At 65.2% G+C, this 17,944-nt stretch carries 20 protein-coding genes; 9 read left to right on the top strand and 11 right to left on the bottom strand.

Going from position 1 to position 17,944, the window contains the following annotated elements; genetic code table 11:
- Window positions 1-67 precede the first annotated feature (67 nt).
- From argS to SynWH8101_RS12950, 3 genes are all read left to right on the top strand, one after another.
- Window positions 68-1,885, top strand: a complete 1,818-nt coding sequence (gene argS, locus SynWH8101_RS12960; protein WP_130130102.1) for an arginine--tRNA ligase — start codon at window positions 68-70, stop codon at window positions 1,883-1,885.
- Between the two features lie 103 nt (window positions 1,886-1,988).
- Window positions 1,989-3,110: a histidinol-phosphate transaminase gene (locus tag SynWH8101_RS12955; RefSeq protein WP_130130101.1), complete on the top strand. Its 1,122-nt coding sequence runs from the start codon at window positions 1,989-1,991 to the stop codon at window positions 3,108-3,110.
- A 13-nt stretch (window positions 3,111-3,123) separates the two neighbouring features.
- Complete coding sequence (locus SynWH8101_RS12950) at window positions 3,124-4,179, top strand: asparaginase (protein WP_130130100.1); 1,056 nt, start codon at window positions 3,124-3,126, stop codon at window positions 4,177-4,179.
- A gap of 15 nt (window positions 4,180-4,194) precedes the next feature.
- On the opposite strand, the gene SynWH8101_RS12945 is transcribed toward SynWH8101_RS12950, so the two are convergent.
- From SynWH8101_RS12945 to SynWH8101_RS12910, 8 genes are all read right to left on the bottom strand, one after another.
- Window positions 4,195-4,872, bottom strand: coding sequence for an MBL fold metallo-hydrolase (locus tag SynWH8101_RS12945; RefSeq protein ID WP_254428130.1), 678 nt, complete (start codon window positions 4,870-4,872; stop codon window positions 4,195-4,197).
- 105 nt (window positions 4,873-4,977) lie between these two features.
- Window positions 4,978-5,568 (bottom strand): aminodeoxychorismate/anthranilate synthase component II, encoded by a 591-nt coding sequence (locus SynWH8101_RS12940; RefSeq protein ID WP_130130098.1) that lies wholly within the window; start codon window positions 5,566-5,568, stop codon window positions 4,978-4,980.
- Window positions 5,569-5,576: 8 nt separating this feature from the next.
- Entirely contained in the window at window positions 5,577-6,041 is a 465-nt protein-coding gene (locus SynWH8101_RS12935) for a diacylglycerol kinase family protein (RefSeq protein ID WP_007101346.1), read from the bottom strand.
- The gene (gene ybeY, locus SynWH8101_RS12930) at window positions 6,019-6,609 is read right to left on the bottom strand and encodes an rRNA maturation RNase YbeY (protein WP_130130097.1); all 591 of its coding nucleotides are present in this window, start codon (window positions 6,607-6,609) and stop codon (window positions 6,019-6,021) included. Before ybeY ends, SynWH8101_RS12935 begins: the two co-directional genes overlap by 23 nt.
- Window positions 6,606-6,794: a DUF3285 domain-containing protein gene (locus SynWH8101_RS12925; RefSeq protein WP_130130096.1), complete on the bottom strand. Its 189-nt coding sequence runs from the start codon at window positions 6,792-6,794 to the stop codon at window positions 6,606-6,608. Before SynWH8101_RS12925 ends, ybeY begins: the two co-directional genes overlap by 4 nt.
- Before the next feature lie 3 nt (window positions 6,795-6,797).
- Window positions 6,798-7,935, bottom strand: a protein-coding gene (prfB, locus tag SynWH8101_RS12920) for a peptide chain release factor 2 (RefSeq protein ID WP_165380994.1) whose coding sequence is annotated in 2 segments (ribosomal slippage) — window positions 6,798-7,850 and window positions 7,852-7,935 — 1,137 coding nt in all. Because the reading frame shifts where the segments join, the coding sequence is not laid out codon by codon here.
- Between the two features lie 20 nt (window positions 7,936-7,955).
- Window positions 7,956-8,987 (bottom strand): aromatic acid exporter family protein, encoded by a 1,032-nt coding sequence (locus tag SynWH8101_RS12915; RefSeq protein ID WP_130130095.1) that lies wholly within the window; start codon window positions 8,985-8,987, stop codon window positions 7,956-7,958.
- Window positions 8,984-9,778, bottom strand: a complete 795-nt coding sequence (locus SynWH8101_RS12910) for an FUSC family protein (RefSeq protein ID WP_130130094.1) — start codon at window positions 9,776-9,778, stop codon at window positions 8,984-8,986. The genes SynWH8101_RS12915 and SynWH8101_RS12910 overlap by 4 nt, the downstream gene beginning before the upstream one ends.
- Before the next feature lie 52 nt (window positions 9,779-9,830).
- Here SynWH8101_RS12910 and grxC point away from each other — a divergent pair, with 52 nt between their 5' ends.
- Entirely contained in the window at window positions 9,831-10,094 is a 264-nt protein-coding gene (gene grxC / locus SynWH8101_RS12905) for a glutaredoxin 3 (RefSeq protein ID WP_130130093.1), read from the top strand.
- Window positions 10,095-10,105: 11 nt separating this feature from the next.
- A complete protein-coding gene (gene gshB, locus SynWH8101_RS12900) occupies window positions 10,106-11,044 on the top strand; it encodes a glutathione synthase (RefSeq protein ID WP_130130092.1) in 939 nt (312 codons plus the stop codon).
- On the opposite strand, the gene SynWH8101_RS12895 is transcribed toward gshB, so the two are convergent.
- On the bottom strand, window positions 11,020-12,435 hold the full coding sequence (locus tag SynWH8101_RS12895) for an isochorismate synthase MenF (protein WP_130130091.1): 1,416 nt from the start codon (window positions 12,433-12,435) through the stop codon (window positions 11,020-11,022). The two genes, gshB and SynWH8101_RS12895, sit on opposite strands and share 25 nt — an antisense overlap.
- 68 nt (window positions 12,436-12,503) lie before the next feature.
- Here SynWH8101_RS12895 and menA point away from each other — a divergent pair, with 68 nt between their 5' ends.
- The 4 genes from menA to SynWH8101_RS12875 are packed head-to-tail and all read left to right on the top strand — an operon-like array spanning window position 12,504 to window position 16,062.
- Window positions 12,504-13,493, top strand: a complete 990-nt coding sequence (menA, locus tag SynWH8101_RS12890; RefSeq protein ID WP_130130090.1) for a 2-carboxy-1,4-naphthoquinone phytyltransferase — start codon at window positions 12,504-12,506, stop codon at window positions 13,491-13,493.
- Window positions 13,494-13,497: 4 nt separating this feature from the next.
- Window positions 13,498-14,514, top strand: coding sequence for an o-succinylbenzoate synthase (locus SynWH8101_RS12885; RefSeq protein ID WP_130130089.1), 1,017 nt, complete (start codon window positions 13,498-13,500; stop codon window positions 14,512-14,514).
- The gene (locus SynWH8101_RS12880) at window positions 14,511-15,818 is read left to right on the top strand and encodes an AMP-binding protein (RefSeq protein ID WP_130130088.1); all 1,308 of its coding nucleotides are present in this window, start codon (window positions 14,511-14,513) and stop codon (window positions 15,816-15,818) included. The genes SynWH8101_RS12885 and SynWH8101_RS12880 overlap by 4 nt, the downstream gene beginning before the upstream one ends.
- Window positions 15,784-16,062 (top strand): TM2 domain-containing protein, encoded by a 279-nt coding sequence (locus SynWH8101_RS12875; RefSeq protein WP_007101356.1) that lies wholly within the window; start codon window positions 15,784-15,786, stop codon window positions 16,060-16,062. The genes SynWH8101_RS12880 and SynWH8101_RS12875 overlap by 35 nt, the downstream gene beginning before the upstream one ends.
- Window positions 16,063-16,273: 211 nt before the next feature.
- Here SynWH8101_RS12875 and SynWH8101_RS12870 read toward each other — a convergent pair whose 3' ends face one another.
- Together SynWH8101_RS12870 and SynWH8101_RS12865 are read right to left on the bottom strand one after the other, a co-directional pair.
- Window positions 16,274-16,744, bottom strand: coding sequence for a thioesterase family protein (locus tag SynWH8101_RS12870; RefSeq protein WP_130130087.1), 471 nt, complete (start codon window positions 16,742-16,744; stop codon window positions 16,274-16,276).
- Window positions 16,734-17,918 carry an NAD(P)H-quinone oxidoreductase subunit H gene (locus SynWH8101_RS12865; RefSeq protein ID WP_130130086.1) on the bottom strand — a complete coding sequence of 395 codons (1,185 nt, stop codon included), beginning with the start codon at window positions 17,916-17,918 and terminating at the stop codon, window positions 16,734-16,736. The genes SynWH8101_RS12870 and SynWH8101_RS12865 overlap by 11 nt, the downstream gene beginning before the upstream one ends.
- Between the last annotated feature and the right edge of the window lie 26 nt (window positions 17,919-17,944).

Genomic DNA, 17,944 nt, shown 5'->3' with positions numbered 1-17,944 from the left:
CCACTTCATGCTGCTGGTTCCACCCGCCGGGGGATGATCAACGCTTGGCTTCGCCCCATTTCTGTTCATGCTGCGCATTGCCCACACCCTGGAGAACCAGTTGCGCGGCGCGATGGACCGGGCGTTTCCAGACGCGGCAGCGCAAGCGCGTGAGGCTGGGCAGCCCCTCGATCCCCAGCTCGCCCCGGCCAGCAAGCCCGAATTCGGGGATTTCCAGGCGAATGGTGCCCTGCCCCTGGCCAAGCCGCTGAAGCAGGCGCCTCGGCAGATCGCCAGCGCGATTGTGGAGCAACTGCAGGCGGATCCCTCGTTTACCGCGCTCTGCCTGGAACCCGTGATCGCCGGCCCGGGTTTCATCAACCTCACGCTCAGGCCCGAGCGGCTCACGGCCGAGGTGGCTGAGCGCCTGGGGGATCCGCGCCTGGGGGTGCCATCGGTGCAGGGCAGCGCGCCGGTGGTGGTGGATTTCTCCAGCCCCAACATCGCCAAGGAGATGCACGTGGGCCACCTGCGCTCCACGATCATCGGCGACTCGCTGGCGCGGGTGCTCGAGTTCCGCGGCCACCCCGTGCTGCGCCTCAACCATGTGGGTGACTGGGGCACCCAGTTCGGCATGCTGATCACCCACCTCAAGCAGGTGGCGCCCGAGGCGCTCGACACCGCCGATGCGGTGGATCTCGGTGATCTGGTGGCCTTCTATCGCGAGGCCAAGAAGCGGTTCGACGACGACGACGCCTTCCAGGCCACTTCGCGGGAAGAGGTGGTGAAGCTGCAGGGCGGTGATCCCGTGTCGCTCAAGGCCTGGGGTCTGCTTTGCGACCAGAGCCGCCGTGAATTCCAGAAGATCTACGACCGCCTCGATATTCGCCTGAGCGAGCGCGGCGAATCTTTCTACAACCCCTACCTGGAGGGTGTGGTGGCCGATCTCGAGGCCGCCGGCCTGCTGGTGGTCGACGACGGCGCCCGTTGCGTGTTCCTCGAGGGGGTGAGCGGCAAGGACGGCAAGCCGCTGCCGGTGATCGTGCAGAAAAGCGACGGCGGTTTTAACTACGCCACCACCGACCTGGCGGCGATCCGCTTCCGCTTCGGCGGGGCCCCGGATGGCGATGGCGCCCGCCGGGTGATTTATGTGACCGATGCCGGCCAGGCCAACCATTTCGCCGGTGTGTTCCAGGTGGCGCGCCGCGCCGGTTGGGTGCCGGAAGACGGCCGGCTCGAGCACGTGCCCTTCGGGCTGGTGCAGGGTGAAGACGGCAAGAAGCTCAAAACCCGCGCCGGTGACACCGTGCGTCTGCGCGACCTGCTCGATGAGGCGGTGGAGCGCGCCGAGGCCGACCTGCGCCGCCGCCTTGAGGAGGAGGGCCGCAACGAAGACGAGGCCTTCATCCACCATGTGGCCACCACCGTGGGCCTGGCGGCGGTGAAGTACGCCGACCTCAGCCAGAACCGGATCACCAACTACCAGTTCAGCTTTGACCGGATGCTGGCGCTGCAGGGAAACACGGCGCCCTACCTGCTCTACGCGGTGGTGCGCATCGCCGGCATCGCCCGCAAGGGGGGTGATCTGGCGGCGGCGGGCACTGGTGCTGCGGCAGGCTCCGGTGCGGATCTCCACTTCAACGAACCGCAGGAGTGGGCCCTGGTGCGCGAGCTGCTCAGGTTCGATGCGGTGATCGCCGAGGTGGAGGAGGAGTTGCTGCCCAACCGCCTCTGCACCTACCTGTTCGAACTCAGCCAGGTGTTCAACCGCTTCTACGACCAGGTGCCGGTGCTCAAGGCTGAGGGGGCCACACTCCGCTCGCGTCTGGCCCTGTGCCGCCTCACGGCCGACACCCTCAACCTGGGTCTGGGTCTGTTGGGCATTGCCACCCTCGAGCGCATGTGATTCGTGCCCGCGACTAGCGTGAGTGGTGACGCCCCTCTCAGCCGACTGGCACAGAACCCCACCCGGCTTTGCGACACCGTGGCGATTAGAGCGATCTGAAGTCTTGAGCGCTGTGCACCCCCCCTTCCCCAAGCCCCGCCAAGAGGTGGAGGGTCTGCATGCCTACAGCGCTCCTCTGGAAGGACGTCGCGGCTTGTTGCGGCTGGATTTCAACGAAAACACCATTGGCCCCAGCCCGAAGGTGCTGGAGGCGTTGCGCGCCATTCCCGCCGATCACCTCGCCATCTATCCCGAATACGCCGGCCTGAGGGAGGCGGTGCTGGCCAACCTGGCGGCTGCCCCAGCCGGACTGGGCTGTGCCTTGAGCCCGGATCAGATCGGTATTTTCAACGGCGTGGATGCGGCGATTCACGCCGTGATCCATGCTTATGGCGGCCCCGGTGATGGTCTGCTCACCACCAGCCCCACTTTCGGCTACTACGCCCCCTGTGCGGCAATGCAGGGGATGGCGATCGAGGCGATCCCCCATGCAATGCCGGGTTTCGCCTTCCCATTCGCCGCGATCCGAAGGGCTCTGGATCTGACGCCACGGATCCTGATGCTCTGCAATCCCAACAACCCCACCGGCACTCGCCTGGCGGCGGATCAGGTGCTGGAGTTGGCGGCGGCCGCTCCCGACACCCTCGTGGTGGTGGATGAGCTGTATGAGGCCTTTACGGGCGACAGCGTTCTCCCCATCGCTGATTTCGAGGTCACGCCCAACCTGCTGGTGCTGCGATCCCTGGCCAAGACCGCCGGCTTGGCCGGTTTGCGCATCGGTTTCGCCATCGGCCATGCCGCCGTTGTCGATCGCGTCAGTCGGGTCACCGGCCCCTACGACGTCAACAGCGTGGCGGTGACGGCCGCCTTCGCAGCCCTCAGCGATCAGCCCTACACCGATGCCTATGTGGCGGAGGTGAAGCAAGCGCGCCGCTGGCTTCTGTCGATGCTTGAGCAACACAAGGTGAGGCACCATGCCGCTGGCGGCAACTATCTGCTGATCTGGCCGCAGCGGTCTGTTCAAGAGGTGGAGGCTGACCTGCGCACGGCCGGCATCCTGGTGCGTTCGATGGCCGGTAAACCCCAGATCGATGGCTCCCTTCGGGTCAGTATCGGCACGCTGGAGCAGATGCAATGGTTCTGGGAGGTGTATGTCTCCCTGGATGCACTGGCCTCGCTTTCCTGAGGGCTGGTCGAACATGAACGAGTGCTCCTCCCAGTCTCGCCCGCGGCTGCTGGTGCTCTGCACCGGTGGCACCATCGCTGGTGCGGGGGCCTCCAGTTGCGATCTCGAGACCTACAGCGCTGGCGTGCACAGCGGCGAACAGTTGTTGGCAGCCCTTCCGGAAGCCCGTGCCGTGGCGGAGCTCACGGTGGAGCAGATCGCCAACATCGACAGCGCCGACATGAGCCATGCACTCTGGTTCCGGTTGCTGCAACGGATTGATGCCGCCTTCAGGGCCGATCCAGACCTCACGGGGGTGGTGATCACCCACGGCACCAACACCCTGGAGGAAACCGCCTATTGGTTGCATCTCGCCCTGGCCCATGCGCGACCGGTGGTGCTGGTGGGGGCGATGCGACCGGCCACGGCCCTCAGTGCGGATGGCCCTCTGAATCTGTTGCAGGCGCTGCAGCTGGCGGTGGATCCCCAGGCGATGGGTCGGGGTGTGCTGGTGCTGATGGATGGCGTGATTCATGGTGCGCGGGAGGTGACCAAAGCGGCCTGTGCCGGCGTCGGTGCCTTCCGCTCGCCAGGTCACGGTCGCCTCGGCACGGTCGATGGTGATGGGGTGCGCTTCACCCGCACACCCAGTCATCGGCATACCGTGGCGTCGGCCTTGGCAGTTCGCGGCGCCAGCTTCGAGGCCTGGCCCGAGGTGAAGGCCTGGCCTTCAGTGGAGATCCTGTATGGCTACGTGCAGCCTTCCGCCACCTGGCTCGCCTGTGTGCTGCAAAGCGGCGTTGATGCCCTGGTTGTGGCCGGAACGGGGGCTGGTCAGCTCTCCTGTTTCGAGCGCGATGCCCTGGAGGAGGCCTGTCGGCAGCGGCAGCAGGCCGGTCAGGCGACTCCGGTGATCGTGAGGTCCTCACGCACGGGGAACGGCCGGGTGCCAGCCCGCAACGACGATGCCTCGCTCGGATTGCTGGCCGCCGATGACCTCAGCCCCCAGAAAGCCAGGGTGTTGGTGTTGCTGGCTCTGTTGCAGGGGATGGATCGCGGTCGGATCGCTGAGCTGTTGCTGACGCACTGACCCCACCAAGGGTGCTCAACGCATCACATCGATCACGGTGCTGTCACCCAGGCCGCTCGGGAGTGAGAGGGTGGCGCCGACCCGGCGCACCTCCGTGCCGGCCATCGCCTCCAGGAAAGGATCGACGCCGCCTTGATCGCAGCCGCTGGGAGCGTCCCCGTTCACGTATTGCACCGGAATCACACGACGGGGATTGAGTTCCCTCACCACCTTGGCGGCCTCCTCGCCGTTGTAGACCTTGGCGCCACCACCGACGCCGATGATCAGCACATCCGGGCGGCCCAGCAACACTTTGTCTTCGCCGCTCAGCTGCGCAGCGGTGCCACCCAGATGGGCGAAGCTCAGGCCACCCTGCTGCCATCGCCAGATCGTCGCCTGACCGAAGCGCCGCCCGCCAAGGCGGTCGTGGGGAGCTGCGAATCCCTCCAGTTTCAGGCCGCCGACCCGATAGGACCCGGGCTTCGAGAGAAAAGTGCCGCCGGCGATGCGCGCGCCCTCATCGGGCAACTCCGAACTGGCCAGCACCACCGTGGCGTTCAGCCGCGGTTCTCGCAGGCCTTGGGCGCATCCCACCGCTTTGAAGGGATTCACCAGAACAGTCTGTCCACCGCCATTGATCAGCAGAGCGCTGTGGCCGTAGCTGGTGATCGTGACGCCGCCGGCCCACATGGGCGCCGCCATGGTGCAAGCCATTGCCGCACCGAGGAGGGTTGCGGCGGGCCGCAGGGCCGGAACCATCGGACGGTCAGGCATGGAGCGGAATCCTGGTGGGTGTGGAAACTAGCAGCGGTGACGCCATCACTCCGCGTCACGCAGGAAGTTGGCCAGGAGCTGATGACCAGCTTCGGTGAGCACGCTTTCCGGATGAAACTGCACCCCCTGCAGATGGCGGTGGTTGCGGTGGCGCAGACCCATGATGGTGCCGTCCTCGAGCCAGGCCGTCACTTCCAGGCAGTCGGGCAGGCTGGCGCGATCCGCGATGAGGCTGTGATAGCGGGTGGCGGTGAGTGGTTGGGGCAGCCCGGCGAACACCCCTTCACCGGCATGCAGCACCGGGGAGGTTTTGCCATGCATCAGTTCCGAGGCGCGCACGACCCGGCCGCCATACACCTGGGCGAGGGCCTGATGGCCAAGGCAGACGCCCAGGGTCGGAACCGTGGGTGAAAGCTCCCGCAGCACCTCGAGGCAAATACCCGACTGGTCCGGATCGCCGGGGCCTGGGGAGAGCAGGATCGCGTCTGGAGTCAGAGCGCGAATCTGCTCCAGGTTGAGGGCGTCGTTGCGTTCCACCCGCAGCTCTGCGGCAACAGGATGCTCAGCGGCCAGCTCCCCCAGATACTGCACCAGGTTGAAGGTGAAGCTGTCGTAGTTGTCGATGACCAGAAGCATGGCGTCGATTATCCCTGCAGGCGCTCCATCAGAGGTGGCAGCAGCAGGAGCAGGGCGATCAGCAAGGAGCTGATCGCCGCCACCAGCACGGCCGCCGCGGCGCAATCCTTGGCGATCCGGGCCAGGGGGTGGAAGCGACGACCGATCGCCAGATCCACCACCGCTTCGATGGCGGTGTTGAGCAGCTCGAGCACGAGCACGGCGGCCACGGTCAGCACCAGAACAGCCATGGGCAGGGCCGCCAGCTGCAGCCACAGGCCGAGTGCGAACACCACCGCACCAATGATCACGTGAATGCGGAAGTTGCGCTGGCTGATGAAGCCGTAGCCCAGGCCTTGGGCGGCATAGCGGAAGCTGGCGGGGAGGTCGCCGGCAATGCGCCAGGCGCCGCGATGGGCGGCTCTTTGCCTGCTGGCCTGGCTGAGCTCGTCCGTCAAGGTCCGGTCGTCCTCAGAGTGCAGCAGTGATCCCATCTGTTGATTCACAGCTGATCTCACCGTGGGTTTGAACCTTACCGCTGATGGCGAGGAGACGCTCCTGACACTGGAGCATGGCGGTCAGCTGTGTTTCATCCGGGTGATCCCAGCCCAGCAGATGGAGCAGCCCGTGGCTGACCAGCCAGCGCAGTTCATGCACCAGCCCATGGCCATGCTCTTTGGCCTGGCGGCGGGCGGTGTCGACTGAAACGATGATGTCTCCCAATTCCACGCAGGGAGCGTCAGGCATCGGTCCATCCCCGTCCAAGGCGGCGAAGGAGAGCACATCAGTGGCCTGGGGTTTGTGGCGCCAGGTGCCGTTGAGGGTGGCAATCGTGGCGTCGTCACAGAACTGGAGCCCGAGGCTGATCGCCTGGGCCGTGCGCACCGGCCCGGGGCAGGTCAGGTTGGCATCGGCACACAGCAGGGTGAGCCAGGCGGAAAGATCGGCCATCCAGGGGGCCGGGTCGCTGAGACGTGCCAGCGTCGGAGGGTCGCCGGGTTCCGGGATCAGGCCTGCCGGGGCAGGGGCGAAGGCCAGATCAAGCTCGAACCCTGGGGTCATTGCGGCAGGGTGGGTCGCCCCAGCCAGGCGACCAGAAGGATGAAGCCGAGGAAGCCCACGGCGGTCAGGCCGAAGTGCACCAGGCTCTGGCGCCCCTTGCGCACCATGTTTCGCATCGCCTGCTTCACGAAGCTGGGTGGCGGTGAGGAGGGGGTCGGCGGAGTGGACTGGGGTTCGTCTTGCATGGTTTAGCCGTCCTCATCGCGTCCAGGACTGTCCACACCCTGGCGCAGCAGGGCCTGGATGAAAGGATCGAGATGGCCATCCATCACCCCCTGTACATCGGTGGTCTCCTCCTGGGTGCGCAGATCCTTGACCATCTGATACGGGTGAAACACGTAGTTGCGGATCTGGTTGCCCCAGGCCGCCTCGACGATGTCGCCGCGGATGTCGGCGATCTCAGCAGCACGCTGTTCCTGGGCGATCACCAGCAGCTTGGCCTTCAAAAGGGCCATCGCCTTTTCCTTGTTCTGCAGCTGGGAGCGTTCCTGGGTGCAGCGCACGGCCAGACCGGTGGGGATGTGCAGGATCCGCACGGCCGTTTCCACCTTGTTGACGTTCTGTCCACCGGCCCCACCGGAGCGGGACGTGGTGACTTCCAGGTCTTTGTCTGGAATGTCGATGTCGACCTCGTCATCCAGCTTGGGCATCACCTCCACGCCGGCGAAGCTGGTCTGGCGCTTGTCGTTGGCGTTGAACGGTGAGATGCGCACGAGCCGGTGCGTGCCTTTCTCGTTGCGCAGATAGCCATAGGCGTAGCGGCCATCAATTTCGATCGTGGCGCTTTTGATGCCTGCTTCCTCCCCCTCGGAGAGTTCATCCACGCTCACCTTCATGCCGTGATCCTCGGCCCAGCGCGTGTACATGCGCAGCAGCATCTGGGCCCAGTCCTGGGCGTCGGTGCCGCCCGCGCCGGCATTGATCGAGAGCACGGCGCCTTCCTTGTCGTATTCGCCGCTCAGCAGCCGTTCCAGCTCCCAACGGTCGAGGGCCTGGCGCAGGTTGGTGAGACCCTCCTGGGCCTCGCTGAGCATGTCGTCGTCTGGTTCGAGGTCGTAGAGCTCCAGGGTGGCCTGGGCGTCATCGATCGCTCCACGCCATTGCTCCAGTTGCTGCAGTTGGGCCTTCACCTCGTCAAGGCGGCGCATCTGCTTCTGAGCGTTCTGCTGGTCGTCCCAGAAATCCGGTTGGGAGGCCAGTTGTTCGAGATCCTGTTGCCTGGCTTTCAGAGCAGGAACGTCAAAGACAGTCCTGGGCATGGCCCAGGCGGTCAGTGAGCTCGGAGAGGTCGCGCTTGAAGTCGGTGAGGTCGAGCAACGGTTGCATAAAGGCAAGATTTTGAGACCTTATCTCAGCGAGTCATGGTGTCTTTCCATCCCCATGGGCAAGTCGGCCAGTCGCTCAAGGGCATCCGCGAGCAGCAGCAGGCGACTGGCCAGAAGAACTCTCCCCTGTTGCTCTGAATCCTGGAAGGGGCCTTCAGATCCCTGAGGCTGGAGGAGATCTGTTTCGATCGCCTGTTGCAGTTGACAGCGAACAAGGGGCCATTCGTCTTGCTGCACGGAGGTCCCACGACCGATCGCGCGCAGGCGGTGGCTGCCCAAGCGCTGCAATTCTTGCGTTGTTTTCGTCAGAGCAGGTGTCAGATCCCTCTGGCTCTGAAGCAAGGCACTGATGTCCCTGCAGCTGCTCATCACAGTGCTGCAGTGCTGCAGAACCGCCTGCGCCCAGAGAACAGCATCCTGATTGCTTTGTGTCAAAGATTGTTCAGCGACAAGCTGGGGGAGGCTGCGGCGCAGCGCATTGCGTCTCTCTCGAAGAGTCAGAAACAACGGATCCTGGTCAGGGATCACGTTGAGATGAAGCAGGGCATCCGCCAAATCTTCGGTCCAGCTGTGGCATCGCTCTCTCCAGTGACTCTCCGAGCGCTGGCTGTAAATGCGCTGGGACAAAAGCACGCCGATCAGAACTCCGAGGATGGTCATCAACGTGCGCCATGAGGCGTAATGCCACCAGGTGTCGAGATCGTGAAGGAGGCTGCCGGCCACCACATGGCCGCCCACGATGAAGCCATTGTTCAGTCCTGCGGTGAAGCCGAACAGGCGTACAAGAAGCAGGCCGCTGAATACCCGTGCCGGCAGTGGAAGTGCCGGAGAGATTCCCACGGTGATAACCACTGCAAGCAATCCCAAGATCGTTCCCGTAACTCGTTCCCGGCCGGCGATGACGCCACCACCCAGATCCGACTCAAGAACCGTCAGCATGGCGAGGGCGAGAAATAGCCCCTCAGGAAGACCGACCTGGTTCACGGCTGCTACGGCCAGCATCAGGACGAACCCGTTGCGCAGGATCAGGGCCAGTTGAGGGGTCGCCTTCACGCGATACCGCTATTCCGCTTGAGCTGACGCAGGGCTTCAAGGCATTCATCCGCATCGATGCTTACGAGCGGTCCCTTGACCCGTTGCCGAGCGACGCCATGGCGAACTGCCTGTTCCAGCCACTCTTGCCGTTGTTGGGATTCAGGAGTGCTGAGCATGGCGGCTTGACCGCTTCTCAGCACGATGCTGCGCAGGCTGCAGTGGGAGTCATACGCGCCGATTAATTCCAAGTCGCGTTGGGCCGGTGCCTGTTTCAGCAGATTTTCCAGTAGGGCGATCAGCGCCATTTCGCTTCTTTGCAGTCGCTTCAGCAGAGGACTGAACCAAAACAACCGTTCAACGGCCATGCCGAGCATCAGACCGATCAGATGCCAGCCAGTCCTGTACATCACGTACAGGCCCCCTAGCTCCTGGTATCCGGGCACGGCCACCAGCATCAACGCCATGATCACGCCATTCATCAAGGTGGCTTCATCCATGCCCAGACGCCGTCCCAGCAGTTTCACGAGGACGTAACCGATGCCCACGGCGGGCCAGTTGCTCACCGCTTTGATCAGCATCGCCACCACGAAGCCACCGAAGACTGTGCCTACGACCCTCGCCCTTGCTGCCTTCAGCGAGGCTTCAGGGGTGGGCAGCAGGCTGCGCGCTACTCCGTAAACCAGGTAAAAGGCATCGACGCGGAGGGCTTCGTCGCCAGCGGTCAGATACAGGCCAGTGGCCAGGAAGCCTGCGAACCCCACCTGGAAAGCGTTGCGGATTTGTTGGGCTGAAGGTGGGCGGAGAGCCATCACTCCGTTGCAGTCAGCTCCGCATAAAATCCAGATCCATAATGATGGGTTTATGCCGAGCGTCGAGATCTACACCTGGCGTTTCTGCCCGTTCTGCGTCCGGGCGAAACAGATGCTCGATCGCAAGGGTGTGGCTTACACCGAGTACGCCATTGATGGGGATGAGCCGGCGCGCGATGCGATGGCAGCCCGCGGTGATGGTCGCCGCAGCGTGCCGCAGATTTTCATCGCCGATCGCCACATCGGCGGTTGCGACGATCTGCATGCGATGGAACGGGCCGGAGAGCTCGACGCCCTGCTCGCTGGCGCCGCCTGAGGCTCCCCTTCATGCGTCACCTGTTCGTGCTGGATCCGCTCCAGCGCATCAATCCAGCCAAAGATTCCACTGCAGCCCTGATGCAGGCCGCCGCCAGAGCTGGCCATGAACTTTGGGCCTGCACGCCCGCCGATCTGATCGCCATGGGCGATGCCCCGATCGCGATGGCGGCGATGGTTCAGCCCGAGCCATGGCTCGAGGTCGGTGCTCTCGAACGCCTACCCCTCGAAGGGTTCAGCGTGATCTGGATGCGGAAGGATCCGCCGGTGGATGAGGCCTATCTCTACGCCACCCATCTGCTGGAGGTGGCGGAGCGGGCCGGGGTGCGCGTGCTCAATCGTCCGTCGTCCCTGCGGGCCTGGAATGAAAAGCTCGGCGCCCTCCGTTTCAGCCGTTGGATGGCCCCCACCCTGGTGGCCGGTCGTGTCGCCGAGTTAACGGCCTTTGCCCAGGAGCAGGGCGACATCGTGCTCAAACCCCTCGGCGGTCGTGCCGGTCTGGGTGTGATTCGGGTGGCGGCGGATGCGCCTGGCCTCGGGGCGCTCCTGGAACTGGTCACCGAGCAGGAACGCCTGCCGGTGATGGCCCAGCGCTTCCTGCCCCAAGTCAGTGACGGTGACAAGCGGATTCTGCTGGTGGACGGTGAACCGCTCGGCGCCGTCAATCGCCGCCCGAAACAGGGGGAGTTCCGCAGCAATCTCGCAGTCGGGGGCCATCCCGAAGCCACGGAACTGAGTGAGCGCGAACGGCACATCTGTGCGGCGCTGGCCCCATCGCTGCGTGCCGAGGGCCTGTTCTTCGTGGGGATTGATGTGATCGGCGGCATGCTCAGTGAGATCAACGTCACCAGCCCCACCGGCATTCGAGAGGTGGAGCGACTGATGGATCAACCGCTTGCGGATCAGGTGATCGAACGGCTTCAGGCTCAGGTGGTGAGCGGAACGGACTGAAGCTCCAGCTGATCGGCCAGCACGGTGAGTTTGAGGCCCACTTCCTGCAGTTCCCGTTCCGCCACCGAACCGCGCACGAGCCCGGCCCCCGCGGTGAGATCGAGCTGGCAGCCATTGGCATGGCCGCAGCGGATGGCCACACGCAGGTCGGCATCGCCGGCGTTGTCGATCCAGCCGATCGGTGCCGCATAGCCCCCGCGTTCAAAGGGCTCCAGGCTGCGCAGCCAGCTGATCGCCTCCCGCCGTGGCAGGCCGGCCACGGCGGGTGTGGGGTGGAGGGCCTCCGCGAGAGCAAGCGGTGCCCGCCCAGCGGCAGCGGCCGTGATCGGGGTGTGGAGATGCACCAGTTGGCCATGGCGCGCCAGCTGGGGGCGGCGCGGCCTGCGGGGGCTGAGCCCCTGGGCGCGCAGGTGGTCGGTGATTGCCTGCACCACCAGCTCGTGCTCGCGCCGATCTTTGTCGGAACGGAGCAGGGCATCACCGCGATCGCCTTGGCCGGCTGTCCCTGCCAGGGCATCGCTGCGCAGCTGATCGCTGCGCAGGCAGAGCAACCGTTCTGGCGAGGCGCCGAAGAAGCTGTCGTCGCTGTTGCGTTGCCAGAGGAACCGGCAGCTGCCGGCTTGCTGCTGCCGCAGACGCTGCAGGAGTGGCAGGGGGTCGAGCGGGGCCCGGAGCTGAATCGACTGGCGCACCGCCAGCACCAGTTTGTGCAGGTCGCCCCCATTCACCAGATCCAGGCCTCGGCGCAGAGCCGGGGCATAGCGCTCCTGCCAGGCTCCAGGCGTGGTGGTGCCACTGACGGCAGTTGACCACGCGGGCAAGGGGGCGTGAACACTCTGCTCCAGCCGTTGGGCCATCTGCCAGAGGGTTTCCGCCAGGTGGCGCACATCCGCACTCTGGCTGACGCTGCCATGCAGTCGCAGCCAGCCCTGGCGGCCATGGCGACTGAGTTGCCAGCGCGGCAGCACCGCCTGCACCGATGGCATGGCTGGTTTGGGGTGCTGTTCGCTGTTGCTCTCGAAAAACGCGAAGGCCAACAGGATTCGCGAGCGCGCCTGTGCCGGGGCCTCCGGCGTTGCATCGAGAATTCGCGACAGGGTTGTATCGCTGAAGCGCTGGGCCAGTTCAAACCGACGCGGGCCAGCCAGGTCGAGGTGATGGCAGCGTCCAGCTGCGGCCAGGCTCAGGCCTGGTGCGCTGTCCCACAGGAAGCGGAACGGATCGGCGGCACTCAGCAACGGCAGCTGGAGCAGGGGATCGACCCCATGCAGCGGCAAGGCCAGGCTGACCACCCCTTCCTCCCCCTGGCGCCCGCGCCAGGCCGTCAGGGCCTGATCCAGCAGATCACTGAAGCTGCAGACAGCGTGGGGATTGGCGGGCGCGGCCGTCATCCGGGCGGCGGGGAAAGGGATGCTGCTCAAATGTATGGGCCTTCATGCGGGCCTCAGGGGTCCAGTCCATGCCAGATCGCCAGGCTGTTGCATCCCTTCACGCCCCTGCAGGCGATCGCCGGCGGTTGTGGAAAGCCGCCATCAAGTGGCCGATGTATTCGGTGGCCGTGATGCCGGTGGTGCTGGCGGCGGGCTGGCGTCTCGGTAGTGCCCAGACGGTGCGCTGGGGCCAGTTTCTCGGCTTTCTGGTTGCGGCGGTGCTCCTGCTCCTCTGGGAGAACCTCAGCAATGACCTGTTTGATGCCGACACCGGGGTCGACACCGTCGCCAAACCCCACTCGGTGGTGGCCTTGCTCGGGCGGCGCCGTCCGGTGCGCCGCCTCGCCCATGGCGCTCTGCTCAGCGGTCTGATGCTGATGCTGGCCCTGGCCTGGCGCAGCAGCCCTGCCGTGCTGGTGCTGGTGCTGATGAGCTGCGGCCTGGGCTATCTCTACCAGGGGCCACCGTTCCGGTTGGGCTATCTGGGGCTGGGAGAACCACTCTGCTGGTTGGCGTTCGGTCCGTTCGCGACCGCGGCAGCCTTGCTTGTTCTCTCCCCTGCCGCGGTTGGCGCAACCGCTGGAGCTGCGGTGCCCTGGGGAACGGCCCTGAGCCTGGGCGCCGGCCCTGCCCTGGCCACCACCTTGGTGCTCTTCTGTTCCCACTTTCATCAGGTGGAGGAGGATGCGGCCCATGGCAAGCGATCGCCGGTGGTGCGGTTGGGCACGGCCCGCGCTGCAGCCCTGATCCCCTGGATGGTGGCCGGCACCCTCGCTTTGGAGTGGGCGCCCGTGCTGCAGGGCGACTGGCCTGTCTCCGCCTTGTTGGCGGCCGCAGGGCTGCCGGCCGGTGCCGCCTTGATTCGCCTGTTGCGGGATCACCATCACGTGCCGGAGCGGATCACCCAAAGCAAATTTCTGGCCCTGCGTTTTCAGGCGCTCAATGGCCTGGGTCTGAGCCTCGGCCTGGCCCTGGGGCCTGTGTTGGAGCCCGTGCTGGGGCTGGGGCCATCCGGTTGAAGCGATGACGCTGCGGCTGCAGATCCGGCCCTATCGCTTTGCGCTCCACAGGCCGCTGCAAACGGCCCACGGCTGTTGGCGGAAGCGCTCCGGCTGGTTGCTGCGCCTGGAGGAACCCGCGACGGGTCGGTTGGGCTGGGGTGAGCTGGCGCCATTGGATCCGGGGATGGGGCAACGCTGCGCTGCAGCCCTCGACGGGTGGTTGCAACCGGCTGCTGTGTGCTGTGATCGGCCGATGCTCAACGACCGGTTGCACCAAGGGCCACCGCCCTTGGCCTTTGCCCTTGGTGCTGCCCTGGCCGAACTGGATGGCGTGGTGGGATCTTCCGCCCGTGATGGGCAACCCTGGCTGCCGGCTCCCCCTTCGGCCCAGCTGTTGCCAGCCGGCGAGGCGATGCCAGCGGCTCTGGAGCACTGGCTGGCTGCAGGTCAGGCCAGGGAGGGGGGAACGCTGAAGTGGAAAGTGGCCGCGGCAGATCCCGCACGCGAGTGGGCGTTGTTGGCGGAGTTGCTGGAGCGGCTGCCGCCCCAGGTGCGGTTGCGCCTGGATGCCAACGCGGGGTGGGATCGCCCAACCGCTGAACGCTGGGCTGAGGCGCTGAGGGGTGATCCTCGGCTCGAGTGGTTGGAGCAGCCCCTGGCGCTGGATGACCTGCAGGGACTGGGGCAGTTGGCGGAGCGTGTGCCCGTGGCGCTGGATGAAACGTTGCAGGTGCATCCGTCCTGGCGGCAGCACTGGCACGGTTGGCAGGTGCGGCGGCCGCTGCTGGAGGGCGACCCCCGCCCATTGCTGCGGCAGTTGCAGGCGGGTGCCCCGCGGCTGATGTTGAGCACCGCCTTTGAAACCGGCATCGGTGCGCGGTGGCTCGCCTTGTTGGCGGCGCTGCAGCAACAGGGCCCCACCCCCACGGCTCCCGGCCTGGCCCCGGGCTGGTGTCCGCCGGGCCCTCTGTTCAGCCAGGATCCGCAGCAGGTGTGGAACGCGGCGGCGGAGAACGCCACGGTGATGGAGGGGGCATGACGGCTTGGCGTCAGTTGCGCTGTGATCCGCAGGCCTTCGACCAGGCGGCGGAACGCTTGACGCTGGAGCTCGCCGCTGGTGGCTGGCTGCAGCTGCTGGGCCCCCGTGCCTCGGCCGGAGATCCGGAGTTGGTGCCTCGGTCTGTGGATCTACCGCCCGGGCCTGGTCTGGTGCTCGCCAGTGGTGGCAGCAGTGGCGGTCGTCAGCACTGTCTGCAGCCGATCGCCCACTGCGATCGATCGGCTGCCGCGACAGGTCGCTGGTTGGAGACCCTCGGCCTCACCCCTTCGGAGGTGCAGATCTGGAATCCGTTGCCGCTGCAGCACGTGAGCGGCCTGATGCCTTGGTGGAGGGCGCAGCAGTGGGGGGCCGGTCATGGTTGGCTTCCTCCGGCCCTGATGAAACAACCCCGTGCGCTGCTGGAGTGGTGCCATCAGCAGCGCCGCTGGCGCGATGGGCCGATGCTGCTGTCGCTGGTGCCCACCCAACTCGCCCGTCTGTTGAAGGATCCCGCTGGCATCGAGTGGTTGCGTGCCATGACGGTGATCTGGGTCGGGGGTGCCGCCTTGCCTGACGACCTGGCGCAACGGGCTCGGCAGGCCCGGCTTCCCCTGTCGCCCTGTTATGGCGCCACGGAAACGGCGGCGATGGTGGCGGCCCAGACCCCGGCGGCGTTTCTCAGGGGTGACGATGGCTGTGGTGCGCCGCTGGATGATGTGGAGCTGCGGGTCGATGCCCAGGGGGGCCTGGCCGTGCGTTGTCCGCGCCTGGCGCTGGCGCGTTGTCAGGCGGATGGGTCGCTTGAGCCCCTGGCGGATGGGGGTGGCTGGTGGCGCTCCGGTGATCTGGCGACGCCGCGTGAGCTCGAGGGGCGTGTGAGCTGGCGGATCCTCGGACGTCTGGATGGCGCGATTCATTCTGGCGGCGTCACGGTGTTCCCCGAGCAGTTGGAGCTGCGGCTGATGGCATCGGTGCGGGCGAATCAGTTGCCTGTGCAGGCCCTGCTGCTGCTGGGGGTCAGAGATCCGGAGTGGGGCGAGCGGCTGGTGGCGTTGGTGCGCTGGTCGCCGGGATCTGGTGATTCTGGTGATGGCGCCATGGAGCGGATGCGGGCGTTGCAGGCTTTGGTGGCTGACTGGTTGCCGGCGGAGCGGCCGATCGCCTGGCATGGTTGCCCCGATCTGGCCCCCACGGCGGCTGGAAAATGGCAACGGTCGCGTTGGCAGGCCTGGCTTCAGTCGCTAGAAGCGGAACAGCCCCGTGCTTGTGATGACCAGCCTGTCCGAGACGGAAATCAGCAATAAGAAGTTGGCCGCGGGTTTGCTGGGTGTCTTTCTCGGTTCGTTTGGGGTGCACAAATTTGTGCTCGGTTATCACAATGCCGGCATCATCATGCTGGTGGTGAGCATTGCCGGTGGCGTTGTGACCTGTGGGGCAGCGTCGTTTGTGATGGGTGTGATCGGTTTGATCGAGGGAGTGATTTATCTCACCAAAACGCCGGAGGAATTCCGGGAGCTGTATCTCGATGGGCAGAAGGCCTGGTTCTGATGCCTCGCTCTCGATTGGCGCGCCCCGCAGCGACCATCCTGTTGCTGGGATGTGCCACCTGCAGCGCTGCTGCGATGGGTGGCAACCTCTCCGAGGGCTCGCAACTGTTTCTGCGTCCCGTCTTGGCCTGTCTGTTGCCCCTTCAGTTGGCTGCCTTGGTTTGGGTTTGGATCCATCAGGGCCGATCGCCCGCAACTCCACCCTCTGAAAGTCAACCGTCTGAAAGTTCTCCGATCTGACCGAGGCCTGAGGCTTCCAGCCAGCGATCAATCGCTTCCGGCAGGCGGCAGCGTTGACGCGAGACAGTGCTGATCGCCACCTGACGGATCTGGCCGCGGGCCACATCCTGGTGGTTGAGCAGAAACCGATAACGCACGGCAAAGCTGCCCGGGTCGAGACGCTGGGGCTTTAGCTTCACGGTCAGGTGATCGCCGCCATGCACCGGGCGCAGAAAGTCGGCGCTGCAATGCACGACCGGTAAGGCCACTTCGGGCCAGCGCTCCTGCTGGCGACAGCCGGGAAACACCACGGCGGCTTCAACGCCATAGCGCTCCAGGCTCTCCTCCCATGACTCATGGCACCAGCGCAACAGTTGATGGAAATGCATCACGCCAGCGGCATCGGTATCGCCGAAGCGCACCGTTCTCGACAGGGTCAGCCAGCTGGAAGCGTCAACGATCAACGGATCCCATGATCACGTCGATGGAGCCAAGAATCGCCATGATGTCGGCCACTTTGTGGCCCTTGAGGATGTGGGGAAGGATCTGCAGGTTGTTGCTGTCGGCTGCGCGGATTTTGAAGCGCCAGGGGGTCACATCGTTGCTGCCTTGGATGAACACACCGATCTCCCCTTTGCCGGATTCGAGCCGGGTGTAGAGCTCTCCTTCCGGGATCTTGAAAGTGGGCGCCACCTTTTTGGCCACATATTGATAATCGAAACCGGCGAAGTCACTGCTCTTGCCCTCGGCCATGCGCCTGGCCTCAAGGTTTTCGGTGGGGCCGCCGGGGATCATGTCGCAGGCCTGGCGCAGGATCTTCAGCGACTGGCGCATCTCTTCGATGCGCACGCGATAGCGCGCGAAGCAGTCACCCTCTTTTTCCCAGGCCACATCCCAATCGAAATCGTCGTAGCACTCGTAGTGATCCACCTTGCGCAGATCCCAGGGCACGCCTGAAGCACGCAGCATCGGCCCGGAGAGGCTCCAATTGATCGCTTCCTCGCGCCCGATGGTGCCCAGCCCCTCGATCCGGCGACGGAAGATTGGATTGTTGGTGATCAGTTTTTCGTATTCGTCGATCTTCGGGCCGAACCAGTCGCAGAAATCACGGCACTTCTCCAGCCAGCCGAACGGTAGATCGGCTGCCACACCACCGATTCGAAAATAATTATTGTTGATCAGGCGTTGGCCGGTGGCGGCTTCCCAGAGGTCATAGATCATCTCCCGCTCGCGGAAGATGTAGAAAAATGGCGTTTGCGCCCCCACGTCGGCCAGAAAGGGGCCAAGCCAAAGCAGGTGATTGGCGATGCGGTTGAGCTCCAGCATCAGCACCCGGATGTAGCTGGCCCGCTTCGGCACAGGGATGTCGGCTAGCCGCTCCGGCGCATTGACCACGATCGCCTCGTAGAACATGCCCGCCGCGTAGTCCATGCGGCTCACGTAGGGCACGAACATCACATTCGTGCGGTTTTCGGCGATCTTTTCCATGCCGCGGTGGAGATAGCCGATCACCGGCTCGCAATCCACCACGTCTTCGCCGTCGAGGGTCACCACCAGCCGCAGCACGCCATGCATCGAGGGGTGATGGGGGCCGAAGTTGACCACCATCGGCTCCGTGCGCGTTTCCAGCTGCGTCATGGGGCCGTGGCAAAGCAATCGCATCT

Source organism: Synechococcus sp. WH 8101, assembly GCF_004209775.1.
Lineage (GTDB): Bacteria > Cyanobacteriota > Cyanobacteriia > PCC-6307 > Cyanobiaceae > Synechococcus_C.
This window is presented reverse-complemented; position numbering and strand designations above follow the sequence as displayed.

Coding starts and splice junctions, on each gene's coding strand:
- argS (WP_130130102.1), top strand. CDS start 68: ATGCTGCGCATTGCCCACACCCTGGAGAACCAGTTGCGCGGCGCGATG.
- SynWH8101_RS12950 (WP_130130100.1), top strand. CDS start 3,124: ATGAACGAGTGCTCCTCCCAGTCTCGCCCGCGGCTGCTGGTGCTCTGC.
- SynWH8101_RS12945 (WP_254428130.1), bottom strand. CDS start 4,872: ATGGCTTGCACCATGGCGGCGCCCATGTGGGCCGGCGGCGTCACGATC.
- SynWH8101_RS12940 (WP_130130098.1), bottom strand. CDS start 5,568: ATGCTTCTGGTCATCGACAACTACGACAGCTTCACCTTCAACCTGGTG.
- SynWH8101_RS12935 (WP_007101346.1), bottom strand. CDS start 6,041: ATGGGATCACTGCTGCACTCTGAGGACGACCGGACCTTGACGGACGAG.
- ybeY (WP_130130097.1), bottom strand. CDS start 6,609: ATGACCCCAGGGTTCGAGCTTGATCTGGCCTTCGCCCCTGCCCCGGCA.
- SynWH8101_RS12925 (WP_130130096.1), bottom strand. CDS start 6,794: ATGCAAGACGAACCCCAGTCCACTCCGCCGACCCCCTCCTCACCGCCA.
- SynWH8101_RS12910 (WP_130130094.1), bottom strand. CDS start 9,778: ATGGCTCTCCGCCCACCTTCAGCCCAACAAATCCGCAACGCTTTCCAG.
- grxC (WP_130130093.1), top strand. CDS start 9,831: ATGCCGAGCGTCGAGATCTACACCTGGCGTTTCTGCCCGTTCTGCGTC.
- gshB (WP_130130092.1), top strand. CDS start 10,106: ATGCGTCACCTGTTCGTGCTGGATCCGCTCCAGCGCATCAATCCAGCC.
- SynWH8101_RS12895 (WP_130130091.1), bottom strand. CDS start 12,435: ATGACGGCCGCGCCCGCCAATCCCCACGCTGTCTGCAGCTTCAGTGAT.
- menA (WP_130130090.1), top strand. CDS start 12,504: ATGCCAGATCGCCAGGCTGTTGCATCCCTTCACGCCCCTGCAGGCGAT.
- SynWH8101_RS12885 (WP_130130089.1), top strand. CDS start 13,498: ATGACGCTGCGGCTGCAGATCCGGCCCTATCGCTTTGCGCTCCACAGG.
- SynWH8101_RS12880 (WP_130130088.1), top strand. CDS start 14,511: ATGACGGCTTGGCGTCAGTTGCGCTGTGATCCGCAGGCCTTCGACCAG.
- SynWH8101_RS12875 (WP_007101356.1), top strand. CDS start 15,784: ATGACCAGCCTGTCCGAGACGGAAATCAGCAATAAGAAGTTGGCCGCG.
- SynWH8101_RS12865 (WP_130130086.1), bottom strand. CDS start 17,918: ATGACGCAGCTGGAAACGCGCACGGAGCCGATGGTGGTCAACTTCGGC.